Source organism: Brevundimonas sp. UBA7506 (genome assembly GCF_002479495.1).
In the GTDB taxonomy this organism is placed as follows: Bacteria; Pseudomonadota; Alphaproteobacteria; order Caulobacterales; family Caulobacteraceae; genus Brevundimonas.
The window spans coordinates 103,882-120,378 of sequence record NZ_DLNQ01000005.1 but is presented as its reverse complement, the minus strand read 5'-3'; the positions used below and the strand labels follow the sequence as shown (position 1 = coordinate 120,378).

Below are 16,497 nucleotides of genomic sequence, written 5' to 3'. Positions count from 1 at the left end.
AAAAATCCAGCCTTGAAGCGGAGCCTTTCGGCCCCGATAGTCTTTACCGGATCAGCGGTCCTGCCGACCGCCCCAGAGGACATATCTCATGGCTGGATTCTCGCCCCGTCTCGCGGCTGTCGCCGCCGTCGTCGTCCTGACCCCCGCCGTGGCGGGCTGCGGCTACAACACCATTCCGACCAAGCAGGAACGGGCCGAGGCGGCCTGGGCCGATGTCCAGAGCCAGTATCAGCGCCGTTCGGACCTGGTGCCGAATCTGGTTGCTACGGTTCAGGGCGCGGCCATTCAGGAACGCACCACCCTGACCCAGGTGATCGAGGCCCGTGCCAAGGCCACCAGCGTCAACATCGACGCCTCCAACCTCGATAACGCGGCCGCCTTCCAGCAGTATCAACAGGCTCAGGGCGAGCTGTCGTCCGCCCTGTCGCGCCTGTTGGTGACGGTCGAGGCCTACCCCCAGCTGCAGGCCAATCAGAACTTCCTGACCCTGCAGTCGCAATTGGAAGGCACCGAGAACCGCATCGCCGTGGCGCGCCGCGACTACAATGAGGCGGTCCGCGACTACAACACGTCCTTGCGCACCTTCCCGACCGTGATCTGGGCCAAGACCCTGCATGGCGGCTCCAAGCCCATGCAGTTGTTCACCGCCACCGCCGAGGCCCAGAGCGCGCCAAGCGTGAACTTCAACCTCGGCGTTCCAGGCGCCCAGCCGGGCGGCGGCGCGCCCGCGACCGCGCCGGGGGCCGCGCCCGGTTCGACGCCGCCCGCAGCGGCGCCGGCTGCCGCTCCGGCGGCCTGATCCGCCTGACATGACCCCTTCCGCCCTCGCCGTGAGGGACAAACGAGCGTCGGGCCTGATCCCCGCGCTGCTGCTCGGCCTTGTCCTGTTCTGGGCGGCGCTGCCCGCCTTCGCCGCCGAGATCAAGTTCCCGGCCCTGACCGGACGGGTGGTCGATAACGCCCAACTGCTGAGCCCGGAACAGGAACAGGCCCTGACCGGCAAGCTGGCCGCGCTGGAACAGCAGACCGGCGATCAACTGGTCGTCGTCACCCTGCCCTCGCTGCAGGATCAGGAGATCGAGGACTTCGGCTATCAGCTGGGTCGTCACTGGGGCATCGGCCAGAAGGAAAACGACGGCGGCGCCCTGCTGATCGTCGCGCCGAACGAGCGCAAGGTGCGCATCGAGGTCGGATACGGGCTGGAAGGCGTCCTGACCGACGCCTACTCCTCGCTGATCATCCGCAACGACATCCTGCCCGCCTTCCGACAGGGCGACTACGCCGCCGGCATCATCGCCGGGACCGACGCCATCATCGCCCAGCTGACCGCCGATCCCGCCGAGGCCCAGGCCCGCGCGGCCGAGGCCAAGAGCGCGGCCAGCGAGCGCGCGAAGCCGATCCTGCCGGCCCTGATCATCTTCCTGATCTTCTTCTTCCTGTTCATCAGCCTGGTCGGGGCGGCGGCGGGCGGTCGCAGACGTCACGGCAAGGGCGACGGCCTGACCCCCATCCTGATCTGGGCCGCCAGCGAGGCGCTGAAGAACCAGGGTCGCGGGGGCGGACGCGGCGGCTGGGGCGGCGGTGGCGGCTTCGGTGGCGGCGGATTTGGCGGAGGCGGCGGCGGCTTTGGCGGCGGCGGCGCCTCGGGGGGATGGTGATGCAGTTCACGACCGACGACCACGCCCGCGTCGCCGAGGCCATCGCACGCGCCGAGGAGAACACCTCGGGCGAGATCTTCTGCGTCGTGGCGCGGCAGGTGTCCTCCTATCGCGACGTCAGCCTGGCCTGGGCGGCGGCGGCGGCCCTGTTGCTGCCGCTCGGCCTGATCCCCCTGGGCTTCGGGGCTCACTGGCTGCCCAATCTGGCGGGCCTGGGCAGCGCCGACTGGCAGGCGGCCCACGCCGCCGCGCGCGAGGCCGAGATCGGACAGGCTCTGGCGGCCTATGCTTTGGTGCAAGCGGCGGTCTTCGTCGGCGTCTTCCTGCTGAGCCTCATCCCCGCCGTGCGCCGGCTGCTCACCCCCGTCGCCTTGCGCCGCACCCGCGTGCGCCGCGCCGCCATGCAGCAGTTCCTGGCCCACGGCCTGCACGTCACCCAGGCGCGGACCGGGGTGCTGATCTTCGCCGCCCTGGCTGATCATCAGGTCGAGGTCATCGCTGACGAGGGCATCCACGCCTGCGTCAGCCCCGAGGTCTGGGCCGACGCCGTCGCGGCCCTGACCCAGGGTCTGCGCCGCGATCAACCGGTCGAAGGCATGCAAAAGGCCATCGCCCTGTGCGGTCAGGTTCTGGCGGAACAGTTTCCGCCGCGAGCCGCTGATATCAACGAGGTCCCCGACCGTCTGGTTGTCATCTAGGCCGTATAGACAGGCTGCGGGATCGACCGCGCCGATAAGGACCCATGCCCAGACTCGTCACCTATAATGTGCACCGCTGCGTCGGCGTCGATCGCAAGCTGGACGTGGCGCGCATCGCCGCCGTCATCGCCGAACTCGAGCCGGACATCGTCTGCCTGCAGGAACTGGACGTCGGCCGCGCCCGCACCAACGGCGTCGATCAGGCCCACGCCATCGCCGAGCGGCTTTCGATGGGCTTCCGCTTCCATCCGGCCATGACCATTGAGGCCGAGCTGTACGGCGACGCCATCCTGACGGCGCGACCAGAGCGGCTGATCCGCGCCGCCGCCCTGCCGACCCTGCCCAATCTGCGAGGCCTGGAGCCGCGCGGCGCCCTGTGGTCGGCCATCGACTTCGACGGAACCATCCTGAACGTCTTCAACACCCACCTGGGTCTGGTGCCGCGCGAGCAGAGGCTGCAGGCGGCGGCCCTGGTCGGACGGGACTGGCTGGGCGATCCGGCCTGCAAGGGCCCGACGATCCTGACCGGCGACTTCAACGCCACCTCGATCACCCGCCCCTATCACGCCCTGACACGACGGCTGGCCGACGCCCAGCGCGAACTGGGATTGAAGCCTTCGGTGAAGACCTTCCCCTCCAGCTTCCCGGCCATCCGCATCGACCACTGCTTCGTCAGCCCTGAGATCCGGGTGACGGGCGCGACGACGCCCCTGCACCCGCTGGCGCGGGCCGCTTCGGACCATCTGCCGCTGGCGATCGACTTCGAGTTTCAGCCCGGCGTTTGAGGCCCCTTGAGGCGGGGACGCTGCGAGCGATTCAATCGCTTCCAGGGCCGCCACGCATCCGTCGACGAGCCGGGATCACCCAGCTGCCATTCGGCGATCATCCGCTGGGCCTTGCTGGGCGGGTCCGAGCCCAGCACCGTCATCCGATCCGCGCCGAAGGTCTGGACCGCCTGCCCGACCGAACCCATGACCGCCTCGGCATGGGCGAAGTCCTCGCCCGATATACCGAGAAAATGGCCGATGGATTGCTGGCGGAAGCGACGGATCGCCTCGCGCCCCTCCTCCGTCGTCGGCTCGGCGGCCACGTCGCATTCGGTATCCAGGCCCTGCGAGCGGTTGTTCAGATTGGTCGAGCCGATCCGCAGCAAGCGATCGTCGATGACCGACATCTTGGCGTGGACGATGATCCGATCGCCCTCGATGGTGCGCGGACTGAAGGCGAAGAAACGGTTGTATTGATCCGCCTGCTCCAGCCGGTACAGGACCTCTGCGCGGGCCGTGTCCATCGTCAGACTGTCGAACCAGCTGGGACTACGCCCGGTCGAGACCAGCACCACCTCCGGCCCGTCCGGCTCGGCCAGCCGTTCAGCGAGAGCGGCGGCGATGACGGGCGAGGTGAAATACTGGTTCTCGAGATAGATCAGCCGCTTCGCCCTGCGGATCGATTCCAGATGCAGGGCCTCGTTCTCGCGCACCTGGGGCCGCCCTCGAACGCGCGGCTCGGTGCGTGCGATGCCGACAGGCACGTCGATCAGGCTCGGCTCCACGCCGTCCGGCCAGGGGTCGCTCTCGACCACGTCCGGCAGGGTTCGTTCCCAGGTGGCTCGATACCAGCGCTCCCGCGCCAGATCGCCCAGAGCCTTGGCCGCCGGCCCGTCCATGACGCACATGACCTCGTGCCGGGGGGCGCTGAACAGGCCGGACGGCTGGCAGCGGCGCGGGTCGTTGTCGAGATGCTCGGCGGTGTCCCAGCGGTCCGTGGCGATGTCCCCGCCGCCGCAAAAGGCCACCCTGTCGTCGATGACGATCACCTTCTGATGGTGGCAAGCCCCAAGGATGCCGGGGCTGTCGAGGCGGAATTCCACCGTGCGCTTGCGGAACCAGCGCTGGGCCTTGTGCGGATAGAAGCCCTGGGATGCGGCGATCAGCAACGGCGACTTCCAGATCAGCAGCCGCACGTCCAGATCAGGCTTTTCGCGCACCAGCATCCGCAACTGATGGCCGATCTCGCCGCGCCGGTCAGTCAGCGGGGATTCAGGGTCCAGCCGCGTCCTCGGGTCGAACTGCCAACCCAGGACGACGATGGAGGTCGTCGCCTTTTGCAAGGCCGAAGCCAGGGCGTCGAAGTAGGCGTTATTCTCCATCAGCGGTGTGAAACGGCTGGCTGTCGCCACGCGCCAGCAGTCGCGCCCGGGATCGAGCAGGCTGCCTTCATAAGTGTCGCCCTGGTCGTGCATGCGGCCTTAGCTGTCTGATTCGCGTGACGATCCGCCCAGCGTCCGATGTTACAGTGACGCTGCCACGATTTTCGTTCCACGACCGCCGGTCAATGGCTCCGCTTCATATTGCCGCCTCATTGTAATACGGCCCTGCGTCTGTCATAACGCCGACCATGCAAATGCTGCTGGAAATGCTGGCTGGCCTGATTGCGATGCTCGCTGCGGCGGCGTTGTCGCAGTTCGGCGTCGATTTGCACGCCCCGCGCAACGCTGATCGTGAGATCCAGCGCGTGCAGGACTGCAGCAAGGACAAGCCCGCCGCCGCCATCACCGTCGCCGCGCCCAGCGACTGCTGATACGGCCGTTTCAGCGGCGATCATCCCCGATCTTCCCGTTGAATCCCTGCGTCCGAGCCTTTGCGCGACCGGATCCAGCCGCTAGGGTTCAATCCCTCCGCGCGCCCTCGCCGCGTATCCGGCGAATAGTGATCGAGATCGACGCCCCATGAAGTCCAGCCATCGGCCGCCGCTCAACCTCTCCGACCCGGAACCGGGCGAGGGTCACGACGAGTCCAGTCCCTTTGTGACGTCCGAAGAGGATTCGGCGCTCGCTGCCGACGACTCGCTGGAACTCGAGCGGACGCTCGAGCCCGAACGCCCCATGTCCGAGCGTCGTCGTCGCCGCCTGCTCGAGGAGCAGCGTCTGGCCGAGGAGCGCGCCGCCGCGCTGCACGCCCAGCCCGAACTGTCCATTTCGGCCGATGCGCCCCCCGCCGTCGTCGATGACACGTCGCACCCCGCCCCTATCACCACCACTTCGAGCCGCCGCTCCGCCGCCGCGCGCCCCGGCGGCAACGCCTATATGATCGCCGGCCTGGCCTCGGCCCTCTGGATCGGCGGCGTGGCCTCCTGGTTCGCCTATGAGTTCGGATCGGGCGCGGTACAGTTGGAGCCGCTGCGGCTGGCCGTCTACGCCCTGATCGCTCTCGCCCCTGCGGGCCTCGCCATCATGCTGGCCCACGCCGTGCGTCAAGGCGCCAATCTGGCGGCTGAGACCCGTCGCGCGCGTGACATGGCCGAGTCCCTGGTCGGACCGACCGCCCTGGCCGCCCATCAGACGGGTCAGGTTCTGACCAGCCTGCGCGGCGACATAGATCAGGCGGCCCTGGCCGCCGAACGCGCCCGCAACGACATGGCCCTGCTGCGCGAGGCCCTGGCTCAGGAAACCGTCCGCCTGAACGAGGCCGCCGAGAGCGCCGGCCGCACCGCCCGACGTCTGGCCGACCAGTTGGGCCGCGAGCGCGAACAGATGGGCGCCCTCGGCGTGCAACTGGACAGCCAGGCGACCGGCGTCATCGACGCCGTCGAGCGCCAGTCGCGCATGGTGGTCGACGCCTCTGACCTGGCCCAGACCCAACTGCGCGAGGCCGAGGCCGCCTTGGCCGCTCGCGCCGCCGATCTGGCCGCCGCCGCCGGCGAGGCCCAGGACGCCGCTCGCGCCGCCGCCGACGACCTGGCCCGCCAGACCCTGCGTCTGGAAACCGCCGGAACCGGCGTCGCCGAGCAGATCCAGTCGGTCGAGGAAGGCTTAAGTCAGCAGCGCGCGTCGCTGGTCACCGCCGCCTACGCCCTGCGCACCGATCAGGAAGACTTCTCGGCCCAGATCGAGAGCCAACGCGCCCAGTTCACTGAGCAGTTGTCCCTGACCCGCAGCGCCGCCGGCGAGCTGACCCAGACCAGCGGCGACGTCAGCGACGCCCTGAAGGCCCAGGTCGAGGCCGTGACCGATCAGTTCCGCGCCCTGGTGGACCTGTCGCAGCGCGAGGCCGACGGCTTCGACCACGCCACCAAGCTGGCGTTGGACCGCTTTGAGGCCCTGGCCGCCGAGGCCCGCGATCTTCTGGTCGAGGAAACCCGCCGCGCCCTCTCGGCCCTGCAGGCCACCGCCGAGGAGCAGCGCGCCGCCGCCACCGCCGCCATCGAACAGGCCCAGATTCGCGCTGATCGCTTGGGCGAATCCCTGTTCGACGCCGCCCAGAAGGCCGACGAAGCCGCCGAGGCCCGCATCGACGGCGCCCGCAAGATCGTCAACCAGACCGCCGACATGGTCGATCTGACCGGCGAGAAGGTCATCGAGCGGCTGGAGGGCACGCTGGAGCGCATGACCGCCGCTCTGGCCCAGGTCGAAACCGTCGTCGCCGAAATGGACGACCGCGCCAGCCGCCTGCCGGAAGAAGCCGCCGCCCGCGTCAACGCCGTGCGGGCCTCGGTCGAGAGCGGCCTGTCGGCCCTGTCCGCCGCCTCGCGCAAGGCCGCTGAGGACACCGAGGCCCTGGAGTCGGGTTTCCAGGACCGCGTGCGCCGCAACTACGAGATGCTGACCGAGGCCGTCCGCGTCATGGGCGTAGTGTCGGGCGACACGCCGGCAAGCCGCCGCCGCGAGCCCCTGCTGTCCGCGGCCGCGCCGGAAACGCCGCGCTACAAGCCGCGCCCGATTGAGCCGAAGCCCGAACCCAAGCCTGAGCCCAAGGAGCGCGGCTTCGGCCTGCGCGGCCGCCTGCGGCTGGAGCCGACCGGCGACGAACCCCCGGCCGCGCCGCCCGCGCCGACGCCCGCCAAGGACGAGGCCCTGGACTGGAACGATCTGGCCAAGGATTACGATCAGGAGGCCTATGAAGCGCCGCTGGAGCTGGACGCGCCTGTCGCGGCGCCGGTCGACGCCGCCGCCCTCGCCGACCGCATCACCGCCGCCATACGCCGCATGGGGGTCGATCCCAATGCGCTGCTGCCGCGCGCCCGCATCGAGGAAGCCGCCCGCGCCCTGGCCGCACAAGACCCCGACCGGGCCCGCCAGATCGTGCGCCGCGTCGCCCCCGCCGCCGTGCGCAGCGTCTCGCGCCGCATTCTGGCCGACGCCGAACTGCGCGCCGACGCCGACGCCTATGTCCGCGCCTTCGGTCTGGAAATGCAGGATCAGGCGCGCCGCGGCGACGCCCACGACGTGCAGGCGCGACTGGCGACCGACGAGGGCCGCGCCTTCATGCTGCTGGACGCCGCCATCGGCGACCTCGGCTAAGCTTGCCGCAAAGCTGTCACATTTTGCCCCGGCGGGCTTGACCTTCCGCCGGGTTTGACCGCACCGTTCCGGCCGCTGTCGCGTTAGTGTCACACAGGGTGGACTCCTTGCTGGATATGGACAACGGGCTTCGCCCTGATCGGCGCCCCGCTATCGCCATCTGCGCCTGGGACCCGAGCTTCACGGCCTGGGACCCGGTCGAGGACCTGTCGGGCGATCCCTGGAACCCGATCGGCGCCCGCACCCTGCCCGTTGCCGGCTCGGCCGAGGCAGACGCCCTGGCCGCCCAACTCAGCGACCTGCTGGCCAAGGGCGAATGCGGCGCCCTCCTTCTGGTTGGGCGAACCGCCCACACCGGCGTCTTCCGCGTGCAGATGCGGGCCGAAAACCGACGTCTGGACGGGGCCGACCGGCTGGATCACACCGGCCCCGGCGTGGCCCGCGCCACTGCTCCGACCGCCGAGATCGTCCGTGACCTGAGCGCAGCGGGACTAAACGCCGTGGCCGCCTCGGACGCCGAAGAGGATGCGGGCAGCTATATCCTCTATCGCATTCTGAACGACCTGCCGGACGGCCCGGCCTCGCCCGCCATCGGCCTGATCCGCGCGCCGTCCGATGTCACCAACGCCAAGGTGCAATTGGCGGTCAAGACCGCGGCCTCGGCCATCGCGCGTCACCTGGCGCCCCTGCCCCGTCCCAGCGCCGCCTAGGCCTTCCTCAGTCGCATCTGCACGACCACGCCGGCCAGCCCTCCGCTCGCCGCCAACCCGGCCATGGCCAGATAACCCTTGAGGCCGAAAGCGTCATACAGGGGCCCAGACACCGCCGTCGCCAGGCCGATCAGCAGTCCTGCCGACAGTACGGAGCCCAGCGTCTGCGCCGCTGTATGATCGTCCGGCGGAGAAAGGCGCTCAACGATCTGCACCCCGGCCAGATAGGTGGCGGCGAAGCTGAACGCGTGCAGGGTCTGCAACGGCCACAGCGCCCACAGCGGCGGCGCGAAGGCCATCAACGTCCAGCGCACGACCGCCGCCCCCGCGCCGATGGACAGCATGAGCCACGGTCCGATCCCGGCGCGCCGTCGCCACGGCTCGACCACCCACATGAAGCCGATCTCGACCAGAACGGAAAAGGCCCACAGCAGGCCGGTCATGCTCTCGGCAATGCCCTGCGCCTTCCAGGCTATGGCCGAGAAGCCGTAGTAGAAGGCGTGCGCCGCCTGCACCGCGCCGATGGCGAAGACCGCAGCCATGAAGACAGGGTCAACGACCAGCCGCCCCAATCCCTTGAAGCGTTCCAGCCCCGGCAAGCGGGGACCATCCGTGACCGACTCGGCCGGCAGGACGCGCCACGCCGTTGCTGCGATCAGAACCGCCGCCGTCGCAATCCAGATGATGACCACGTCGGGCGAGGTGCGCGTCAGCAGGGCCCCCATGCCGATATTGGCGACCACGAAGGCCGCCGAGCCGCAGCCGCGCGGCAGGGAGAAGTCGAAGCCCTCGCGTTTGGCCACCCGCAAGGTCATGACGTCGCTGAGCGGGATCAGGGCCGCCGCCGCCGTGGCTCCAACGAACCAGCAAACCGCCCAGGCGGCGAAACCCTGCACCAGGCCCGCCCCCCCGTAGCCCAGGGCCATGGCCAGCCCCAGCAGGGCGATCGGCGTGCGCCTGTATCTGAACCCGTCCGCCCAGACCGCCAGCAGCGGGCCGGTCACGACCCGTCCCAGCATGGGGATGGCCAGCAGGGCGCCGATCTCGGCCCCGCTCAGCCCCTGCTCGCGAAACCACAGGCCGGCGAACGGCAGGGTCACGCCGCTGGCGGCGAACAGCAGGACGTATTGCAGGGCCATGCGCGGGGCGGACTTCATCGCTGCTGCGATAGCAGACTCCGGTAAAGTTGTGGTCTAGACATTAGGCATGAGCCATGACCGCAACCTGCTTGTCTTCGCCGCCTTCAACGGGGCCATGGCCGTGGCGCTCGGCGCCTTCGCCGCCCACGGCGCCGGTCCGGCGGTCAAGAGCCTGCTGACCACGGGCGCCCAGTATCAGATGGTCCACGCCGTTCTGGCGGTCGTCTGCGCGACCTGGACCGCGGGCGGCAAGATCGCGCGGATCGCCGGCTGGCTGGCGGCGAGCGGCGGGCTGATCTTCAGTCTGGCCCTGGCCATGATCGGCCTGCTCAGCCTGCCCGCCATGGGCATGGTCGCTCCGATCGGCGGAACCCTGATGATCGGCGGATGGATCGTGCTGGCGATCGCGGCGTTCCGCTCACACATCGTCAACGCCTGACCGGCCAATCTGAAAACCCCTCATTTCTGACATGGCGTTTCCCTTGACCGACACCCCCCGCCGCGACCTCTATCCCGAGTTGGAAGCCAATGCCTCGGGTTGGATGCAGACCGACAGCGTCCACGAGATCTATTACGAGGAAAGCGGCAACCCGCACGGCGTGCCGGTCATCGTCCTGCACGGCGGCCCCGGCGGGGCGGTCAATCCGGGGATGCGCCGCTACTTCGATCCGGCCAAGTACCGCATCGTCATGTTCGACCAGCGTGGCTGCGGCCTGTCGCGGCCCAACGCCTCGCTGGAAAACAACACCACCTGGGACCTGGTCGCCGACATCGAGCGCCTGCGTGAGATGCTGGGCATCGACAAATGGGTCGTCTTTGGCGGCTCGTGGGGGTCGACCCTGTCGATGACCTATGCCATCAAGCACCCGGACCGCTGCCGGGCCCTGGTCCTGCGCGGCATCTTCCTGCTGACCAAGAAGGAGCTGCACTGGTTCTATCAGGATGGCGCCTCGATGATCTTCCCCGACGCCTGGGAACGCTTCGTCGCCCCCATCCCCGAGGCCGAGCGCGGCGACCTGATGGCCGCTTACAACAAGCGCCTGCTGGGCGACGACATCGCCGAGCGCAATCGCTGCGCCGTGGCATGGTCCAGCTGGGAAGGCGAAACCGTCAGCGTCCAGGGCCCCTCGGGCAAGCCGGACAAGTTCGCCGAGCCCGAGTTCGCCGTGGCCTTCGCCCGGATCGAGAACTGGTACTTCACCAACGGCGGCTTCTTCGACAGCGAGCACTGGATTCTCGAGAACATCGACACCATCCGCCACATCCCCTGCTGGATCGCGCAAGGGCGCTTTGACGTGGTGACGCCGATCTCGGGCGCCTGGGCCCTGCATCGCGCCTGGCCCGAGGCCAAGCTGGACATCGTCGGCGACGCCGGCCACGCCTCCAGCGAGCCGGGCATCATCGACAGCCTGATCAAGGGCACGGACTGGGCGGCGACGCTTTAGATCGTCGCACCGCCTCCCTCGTCATCCCGGAAAGGGCGCAGCCCTTATCCGGGAGCGCCGGAAGCACAGCCGCCTGACCTCGGCTAACGGCAAACCGCCGCGTCCTTGGCGGTCCCGGCTCGGCGCGGCTTGCGCCGCTGGGCCGGGATGACGGTTCTATGCGGCCGGCTGCGGGTTGGTCTTCATCACCATTTCATTCAGCTGGAAGCCGATGCGGCGGGCCTCGCGCTCCTCGGGCTTCTTGATCGCAGCCAGCACCACATTGAGCTGGGTGTAGTGCTGGATCAGGCGCACCGGCTTGCCGTCGGCGTTGCGCCCGAAGAAGATGATAAGGTCCGGGCCCCAGAAACCGACATCGACGATCTGCATCGTGCCTTCGCCCGGCAGGCCGACCACGCGGGCGCCGATCTCCTCGTCCTTGTCCAGCTTGGCTTCGAACTCCTCGATCAGCTTGGACAGGCGCACAAAGGCCCATTCGGCCGGATTGTTGCGCATCCTCACGCCCTCGGCCAGGGCAGCCGCCTCGTTCTTGGGATCGGCCATGACCGGCTGCGGACAGGGCGTGTCGCCACAGTCCGAGAACATCGAGGGATCGGCTTTAGGGATAGCGTCGGGTTCGGGTGCTTTGTCGGTCATGGCTTCAGCCTAACGCCTGAAACCGCAATCAGAACAGTCCTTGCCCCTTCGGCAGTTCGACATAGCGGTGCACGTGGGTCGACAGGATCAGGCCGAAGCCGATCATCACCGTCATCATGGTCGAACCGCCATAGGACAGCAGCGGCATGGGCACGCCCACGACCGGCGCCAGGCCCATCACCATGGCTCCGTTGATCAGGATGAAGATGGCCAGAAAGGCGGTCATGCCCGCCGCGCTGATCCGGCCGAAATGGCTGTGCGACAGCGAAGCGATCCGCAGCGAGATCAGGATCAACGCCAGATAGCAGGCCAGAACGGTAAAGGAGCCGAGGAAGCCGAACTCCTCGGACACGGTCGAGAAGATGAAGTCGGTGTGGCGTTCCGGCAGGAACTCCAGCTGGCTCTGGCTGCCCAGGCCGTAGCCCTTGCCCAGCAGCCCGCCCGAGCCCAGGGCGATCTTGGACTGGATGATGTTGTAGCCCGTGCCCGAGGGATCGGCCTCGGGGTTCAGGAAGGTCAGGACCCGGTTGCGCTGATAGTCGTGCATGACGAACATGACGAAGGGCGGAATGATCGCCACGGCCGCCGCGGCGCCCGCCGCGATGACCCGCCAGCTCAGTCCCGCCATGAACATGACGGCCGCGCCGGTCAGGCCGATCACCATGGCCGAGCCCAGGTCCGGCTGCTTGGCCACCAGCAGGAAGGGTACGCCGATCATGCCCGCCGGGATCAGCAGCTTCCACGACCAGCGCGCGTCCTGGGCCGAGTGGCCGTGGTACCAGCGCGCCAAGGCCAGAACCAGGCCGATCTTGACGAACTCGGCGGGCTGGATACGGATGAAGCCCAGGTTCAGCCAGTTCTTGGCGCCGCCCGCCGTATAACCCAGCGGTGTGAACTCGATCATCAGCACCAGCAGCAGCAGGACGCCGTAAACCGGATAGGCCGCGTGGAACCACCACTTCGGGTGGACCATGGCCAGGCCGATCATGGCGACCAGCAGAACGCCGAAGCGCAACAGATGCTTCCACGCCCATGGCGACCAGCTGCCCCCGGCGATCGAATACAGCATGGCCGTGCCGATGCCGGCCAGGACGCACAGCAGGCCGATGACCCGCCAGTCCAGTTCGGCCAGCTTGCTGGAGATCCGGTCGCGTTCACCGGGACGGGACAGGGCGGAGGCGGTCACTGTACAGGCTCCGGCGGCGCGGCGGCTTGGTCAACGATCGGCGCCTCGACCGTCAGCCCGTCAACGGGCTCTCCGCGGGCCTCGGCCTCGCGAGCGCCGGCGTCTTCGGGGGCTTCGAAGCCCGCCTGTTCGATACGGGCGCGGATCTCGGGGTCTTTGAGCAGGGCCACCTTCATCACTTCACGCGCGCGCGGCGCGCCGGCCGTGCCTCCGCCCAAACCGCCGTGCTGCACGATCACGGAGACGGCGTAGCGGGGATTGTCGGTCGGGGCGTAGGCGATGAAGAGATTGTGGTCCTTCTGGGCCCAGGGGCGCCCCGCCCCCTTGCGCGATCCCGCGCCGTAGTTCTGCGCCTGGGCCGTGCCGGTCTTGCCGGCCATGCGCACGGCGCCCAGCCCCAGCTGGCTGTTGCGGAAGCCGGTGCCGCCCACGTCGGTCACCGCCTCCATGCCGTCGCGCAGCACCTGCAGCATGGCGGCGTCGAACGGCAGGTCCCCGAAGTCCGTTCCGGCCGTCTGCTCGACGCCGCCGATCGACTTGATCAGGCGCGGCGTCACCGCCTTTCGCCCATTGGCGATGCGGGCCGTATAGACCGCGAGTTGCAGGGCGTTGACGTTAAGGGCGCCTTGGCCAATGCCGTAGCTGGGCGTCTCGCCAGGATACCACTTGCCGTCGCCGCGCACGGGATTGCGCCGCCGCCATTCGCGGTCCGGCACCAGCCCCGCCTTCTGTCCCGTCAGGCCGATGTCGAAGGTCTGACCAAAGCCCATTTCACGCGCCGTCTCGGCGATGGCGTCGGGGCCGAACTCGGTCGCCACGGTCATGAAGTAGACGTTGCACGAAGCCTTGATGGCGCCGCGCATGTCCAGCGCGCCGTGCCGTCCCAGGCAGGCGAAGCGACGTCCCAGGAAGAAGCTGCCGTTGCAGACCACGCGGCGGTTCGGGTCCCAGCCCCGCTTCATCGCCGCCAGGCCCACCACCGGCTTGAACGTCGAGCCCGGCGCGAAGGTGCCGCCCAGAGCCTTGTCCAGCAGCGGCCGCCGTTCATAGTCGGCCAGCGCCCGATAGATCTTCGACGGAACGCCCGACACGAACAGATTGGGATCGAACGACGGCGACGAGACCATGGCCAGGATGTCGCCGTTGCGCACGTCCATGACGACGCAACTGCCGGCTTCCTCGCCGAACACTTCCAGCGCCCGGTTCTGGACGTCGTTGTCCAGGGTCAGCATGACCTCGGCGCCCTGAACAGGGGGCTTTGACCCGGCGACATCCTCGGCTACGACCCGGCCGCGCGCGTCCACCTCGACCCGCTTGCCGCCGGCCTCGCCGCGCAGATCGGTGTCCAGGGCCTTCTCGATGCCCTGCCGACCTATACGAAAGCCCGGATTGAACAGGATGGAGGGCGGCTGTTCGCCCCTGTCGCGGATCGCCTTGACGTCGCGGTCCGACACCTTGGCCACATAGCCGATCACATGGGCGTAAGCGCCGCCGAACGGATAGTAGCGGGCCTCGTTCATGTCGGCCATGACGCCGGGAAGTTCGGCCGCGTGCAGATTGACCTTGGAGAACTCCTCCCAGGTCAGGTCGGCCTTGACCGGCACCGGCGAAAAGCGAGGGGCGGCGTTGATCTCGCGGATCAAGGTCCGGCGACGCTCCAGGGTGTCCGGCAGCAACTGACCCAACAGGTCCAAGGTCTGGTCCAGATCCTTGGTCTCGTCACGCACGACCAGGACGCGGAAGCTGGGCCGGTTTCCCGCCACGACCACGCCGTTGCGGTCCTTGATCAGGCCGCGCGGCGGCGGGACTAGGCGGAAGTTGAACTGGTTGTTGGTGGCGAGGGTGGCGTATTCCTCGGCCTTGACGATCTGCAACTGCGCCAGGCGACCGACCAGGGCCACCGTCCCCAGCGCCATGCCCCCGCCCAGCAGGAAGGTGCGCCGCAGGAAGGACCCCTGCCGCTCATTGACGTCCGAAAAGAAGATATGAGGTTCGCTGCTCATCGGAACCGCACGTCGGCGTCGTCAAACCGCTGGATCAACCAATCGGCCAGAGGGAAGAGCAGCAGCGTCGGCACGACCTGACCCAGAACCGCGAGGATGCTCGGTGCATTCCCCAGGCTCAAGGTAGTGATGATGTAGGCCAGCAAGAAGGCGAAGCCCGTCGAGGCGGCGTAAAGGGCGAACAGGACGATGGTCGCCTGCCCCGCCATGAAGTTTGAGGCCAGCAGGACGGCGCCATAGACGGCCATCAGGCTCAGCGCCCAAAGGCCCATGGGGGCGCCCCAGAACAGATCCAGGAACAGCCCCAGGCCGAACAGGACCGCCGGCGCCAGCATCGAGGGCCGGATCAGCGGCCAGGCGAAGGCGAGGACGATGGGGAAGACGGGCTCGGGCAGGTTCAGACCGAACAGCCGGAAGGGAACGGCCAACAGCACTGTCGCCGCCATGGCGATCAGCGCCGGATAGACGATCCATTGCAGCGGGCCGACGACGCGGACCGTGATCGCCCGTCTCACTCTGCCGCTCCCGCTGGGGTCGCCGCGACGTCGGGCGTGACGGCGGGCTGAACCGGCGCGGGCGCCGTCGGCCGAGGCGTGGCCGGACGCGGTTGGGGCGTCGCCGGGCGGGTAGCTGCGGGACGGGTCGTCGTCGCAGGAGCCGTGGACGTCGGCGCCGGCGCAGCGGCTACGGGGGCGGGCGGCGGCGCGGCGTTGGCGGCGCGGACGCGCTCAGCGGTCGCCGCCGCTGCAGCGGCCCGGCGCGTAGCCACGTCCTGGATGGCGGCGGCCTGGGCCGGGGTCGGCGGCGGCGCGGCGGCCAGGCTGGCCAGCGGCGGCGCGTTCAGAGCGTTCTGGTCGGCCAGTTGACCGAAATCCTGGAACAACAGGACGCGAACATAGTCGATGGCGGTGCGATCGCTGAACAGCTTGACCCGCCAGGTCCCGTCCACGCCTTTGGCGGCCACGCCGATGGGCAGGCCGCGCGGGAAACCGCCGCCGTCGCCCGAGGTCATGATGCGGTCGCCTTCCTTGATCGACCCGGCGCCGCGCACATAGTCCAGACGCGGGCTGCCGCTGCCGTCGCCGGTCAGCATGGCGCGAGCGTCGGTGCGCTCGACCAGAACCGGCGTGCGCGAGGCCACGTCGGTGAGCAGCAGCATACGGCTGTTGCCCCCCGAAACGCCCATGATGCGGCCGACCAGGCCGTGCTCGCTCAACACCGGATTGCCGACGCGGATGCCCTTGGCGGCGCCGATGTTCAGCAGGCGCGACCGGGCGAAGGGCCCGCGCGCGTCGGTGATGGCCAGGCCCGTGACCATGGGGATCGGCGGCTCGGTCTTGACGCCGAGCATCTGTTCATAGCGGCCATTGATGTTCTTCAGCGCCAGCGCCTCGTCGCGCCAGGCGCTCAGCTCGACCACCTGCTGACGCAGCCGCCGGTTCTCCGACACGGCGAAGAAGTAGCCCTTGACGTAGTCAACGACGTTGCCGGTCCAACGGACGGGCGCGGACAGTCCGGCGCCGACCGGAGCCGCGCCGGCCTCGAAAGCCGCCCGCGCGGGGGCGTATCCGTCAACGTCCTGAGCGCCCCGGCGGTCGCCAAGCAGAAGCATGGCGGCGCCGATCAGGCCGACAATGACCACGACCGCCGCCGTCCAGGCCAGCGGCACCTTGATGTTCTCGAACGGTCCGTCGCGAAACGCCACGGCCAGCCTTCCTACCTA

The 16,497-nt window shown here is 68.9% G+C and carries 16 protein-coding genes; 9 read left to right on the top strand and 7 right to left on the bottom strand.

The window, feature by feature from the left end:
• Nucleotides 1-88 precede the first annotated feature (88 nt).
• The 4 genes from B3K53_RS02340 to B3K53_RS02325 are packed head-to-tail and all read left to right on the top strand — an operon-like array spanning nucleotide 89 to nucleotide 3,141.
• Complete coding sequence (locus B3K53_RS02340) at nucleotides 89-799, top strand: LemA family protein (protein WP_292082470.1); 711 nt, start codon at nucleotides 89-91, stop codon at nucleotides 797-799.
• Nucleotides 800-809: 10 nt separating this feature from the next.
• The gene (locus B3K53_RS02335; RefSeq protein WP_292082469.1) at nucleotides 810-1,658 is read left to right on the top strand and encodes a TPM domain-containing protein; all 849 of its coding nucleotides are present in this window, start codon (nucleotides 810-812) and stop codon (nucleotides 1,656-1,658) included.
• Nucleotides 1,652-2,356: a TPM domain-containing protein gene (locus B3K53_RS02330; protein WP_292082467.1), complete on the top strand. Its 705-nt coding sequence runs from the start codon at nucleotides 1,652-1,654 to the stop codon at nucleotides 2,354-2,356. The genes B3K53_RS02335 and B3K53_RS02330 overlap by 7 nt, the downstream gene beginning before the upstream one ends.
• A 44-nt stretch (nucleotides 2,357-2,400) precedes the next feature.
• A complete protein-coding gene (locus B3K53_RS02325; RefSeq protein WP_292082466.1) occupies nucleotides 2,401-3,141 on the top strand; it encodes an endonuclease/exonuclease/phosphatase family protein in 741 nt (246 codons plus the stop codon).
• Here the strand turns inward: B3K53_RS02325 and B3K53_RS02320 are convergent.
• Nucleotides 3,126-4,598, bottom strand: coding sequence for a phospholipase D-like domain-containing protein (locus B3K53_RS02320; RefSeq protein WP_292082465.1), 1,473 nt, complete (start codon nucleotides 4,596-4,598; stop codon nucleotides 3,126-3,128). The two genes, B3K53_RS02325 and B3K53_RS02320, sit on opposite strands and share 16 nt — an antisense overlap.
• Before the next feature lie 155 nt (nucleotides 4,599-4,753).
• Between B3K53_RS02320 and B3K53_RS02315 the strand changes: the two genes are divergently transcribed.
• From B3K53_RS02315 to B3K53_RS02305, 3 genes are all read left to right on the top strand, one after another.
• Entirely contained in the window at nucleotides 4,754-4,936 is a 183-nt protein-coding gene (locus B3K53_RS02315; protein ID WP_292082464.1) for a hypothetical protein, read from the top strand.
• 148 nt (nucleotides 4,937-5,084) lie between these two features.
• Nucleotides 5,085-7,655, top strand: coding sequence for a tipN (locus tag B3K53_RS02310; protein WP_292082463.1), 2,571 nt, complete (start codon nucleotides 5,085-5,087; stop codon nucleotides 7,653-7,655).
• A gap of 116 nt (nucleotides 7,656-7,771) precedes the next feature.
• Nucleotides 7,772-8,365 (top strand): hypothetical protein, encoded by a 594-nt coding sequence (locus B3K53_RS02305; RefSeq protein WP_292083352.1) that lies wholly within the window; start codon nucleotides 7,772-7,774, stop codon nucleotides 8,363-8,365.
• Here the strand turns inward: B3K53_RS02305 and B3K53_RS02300 are convergent.
• The gene (locus B3K53_RS02300) at nucleotides 8,362-9,522 is read right to left on the bottom strand and encodes an MFS transporter (RefSeq protein WP_292082462.1); all 1,161 of its coding nucleotides are present in this window, start codon (nucleotides 9,520-9,522) and stop codon (nucleotides 8,362-8,364) included. The genes B3K53_RS02305 and B3K53_RS02300 overlap by 4 nt on opposite strands.
• Before the next feature lie 49 nt (nucleotides 9,523-9,571).
• Between B3K53_RS02300 and B3K53_RS02295 the strand changes: the two genes are divergently transcribed.
• Both B3K53_RS02295 and pip read left to right on the top strand, forming a co-directional pair.
• Nucleotides 9,572-9,943: a DUF423 domain-containing protein gene (locus B3K53_RS02295; protein WP_292082461.1), complete on the top strand. Its 372-nt coding sequence runs from the start codon at nucleotides 9,572-9,574 to the stop codon at nucleotides 9,941-9,943.
• Between the two features lie 31 nt (nucleotides 9,944-9,974).
• Nucleotides 9,975-10,949, top strand: coding sequence for a prolyl aminopeptidase (gene pip / locus B3K53_RS02290; RefSeq protein WP_292082460.1), 975 nt, complete (start codon nucleotides 9,975-9,977; stop codon nucleotides 10,947-10,949).
• A gap of 156 nt (nucleotides 10,950-11,105) precedes the next feature.
• Here the strand turns inward: pip and B3K53_RS02285 are convergent, their stop codons facing one another.
• Genes B3K53_RS02285 through mreC form a run of 5 tightly spaced genes read right to left on the bottom strand, consistent with a single transcriptional unit; the run spans nucleotide 11,106 to nucleotide 16,479 of the window.
• On the bottom strand, nucleotides 11,106-11,585 hold the full coding sequence (locus B3K53_RS02285) for a DUF6173 family protein (protein ID WP_292082459.1): 480 nt from the start codon (nucleotides 11,583-11,585) through the stop codon (nucleotides 11,106-11,108).
• Nucleotides 11,586-11,613: 28 nt separating this feature from the next.
• Nucleotides 11,614-12,771, bottom strand: coding sequence for a rod shape-determining protein RodA (gene rodA / locus B3K53_RS02280; protein ID WP_292082458.1), 1,158 nt, complete (start codon nucleotides 12,769-12,771; stop codon nucleotides 11,614-11,616).
• Nucleotides 12,768-14,774 (bottom strand): penicillin-binding protein 2, encoded by a 2,007-nt coding sequence (gene mrdA / locus B3K53_RS02275; protein WP_292082457.1) that lies wholly within the window; start codon nucleotides 14,772-14,774, stop codon nucleotides 12,768-12,770. The genes rodA and mrdA overlap by 4 nt, the downstream gene beginning before the upstream one ends.
• Nucleotides 14,771-15,289, bottom strand: a complete 519-nt coding sequence (locus tag B3K53_RS02270; protein ID WP_292082456.1) for a hypothetical protein — start codon at nucleotides 15,287-15,289, stop codon at nucleotides 14,771-14,773. The genes mrdA and B3K53_RS02270 overlap by 4 nt, the downstream gene beginning before the upstream one ends.
• Nucleotides 15,286-16,479: a rod shape-determining protein MreC gene (gene mreC / locus B3K53_RS02265; protein WP_292082455.1), complete on the bottom strand. Its 1,194-nt coding sequence runs from the start codon at nucleotides 16,477-16,479 to the stop codon at nucleotides 15,286-15,288. Before mreC ends, B3K53_RS02270 begins: the two co-directional genes overlap by 4 nt.
• Nucleotides 16,480-16,497: the final 18 nt, after the last annotated feature.

Bases quoted from the DNA above. Each gene is read 5' to 3' on its own strand.
- B3K53_RS02300 (WP_292082462.1), bottom strand. From the start codon at position 9,522: ATGAAGTCCGCCCCGCGCATGGCCCTGCAATACGTCCTGCTGTTCGCC.
- B3K53_RS02340 (WP_292082470.1), top strand. From the start codon at position 89: ATGGCTGGATTCTCGCCCCGTCTCGCGGCTGTCGCCGCCGTCGTCGTC.
- B3K53_RS02335 (WP_292082469.1), top strand. From the start codon at position 810: ATGACCCCTTCCGCCCTCGCCGTGAGGGACAAACGAGCGTCGGGCCTG.
- B3K53_RS02330 (WP_292082467.1), top strand. From the start codon at position 1,652: ATGGTGATGCAGTTCACGACCGACGACCACGCCCGCGTCGCCGAGGCC.
- B3K53_RS02310 (WP_292082463.1), top strand. From the start codon at position 5,085: ATGAAGTCCAGCCATCGGCCGCCGCTCAACCTCTCCGACCCGGAACCG.
- pip (WP_292082460.1), top strand. From the start codon at position 9,975: ATGGCGTTTCCCTTGACCGACACCCCCCGCCGCGACCTCTATCCCGAG.
- B3K53_RS02285 (WP_292082459.1), bottom strand. From the start codon at position 11,585: ATGACCGACAAAGCACCCGAACCCGACGCTATCCCTAAAGCCGATCCC.
- B3K53_RS02325 (WP_292082466.1), top strand. From the start codon at position 2,401: ATGCCCAGACTCGTCACCTATAATGTGCACCGCTGCGTCGGCGTCGAT.
- B3K53_RS02305 (WP_292083352.1), top strand. From the start codon at position 7,772: ATGGACAACGGGCTTCGCCCTGATCGGCGCCCCGCTATCGCCATCTGC.
- B3K53_RS02295 (WP_292082461.1), top strand. From the start codon at position 9,572: ATGAGCCATGACCGCAACCTGCTTGTCTTCGCCGCCTTCAACGGGGCC.
- B3K53_RS02315 (WP_292082464.1), top strand. From the start codon at position 4,754: ATGCAAATGCTGCTGGAAATGCTGGCTGGCCTGATTGCGATGCTCGCT.
- B3K53_RS02320 (WP_292082465.1), bottom strand. From the start codon at position 4,598: ATGCACGACCAGGGCGACACTTATGAAGGCAGCCTGCTCGATCCCGGG.
- mrdA (WP_292082457.1), bottom strand. From the start codon at position 14,774: ATGAGCAGCGAACCTCATATCTTCTTTTCGGACGTCAATGAGCGGCAG.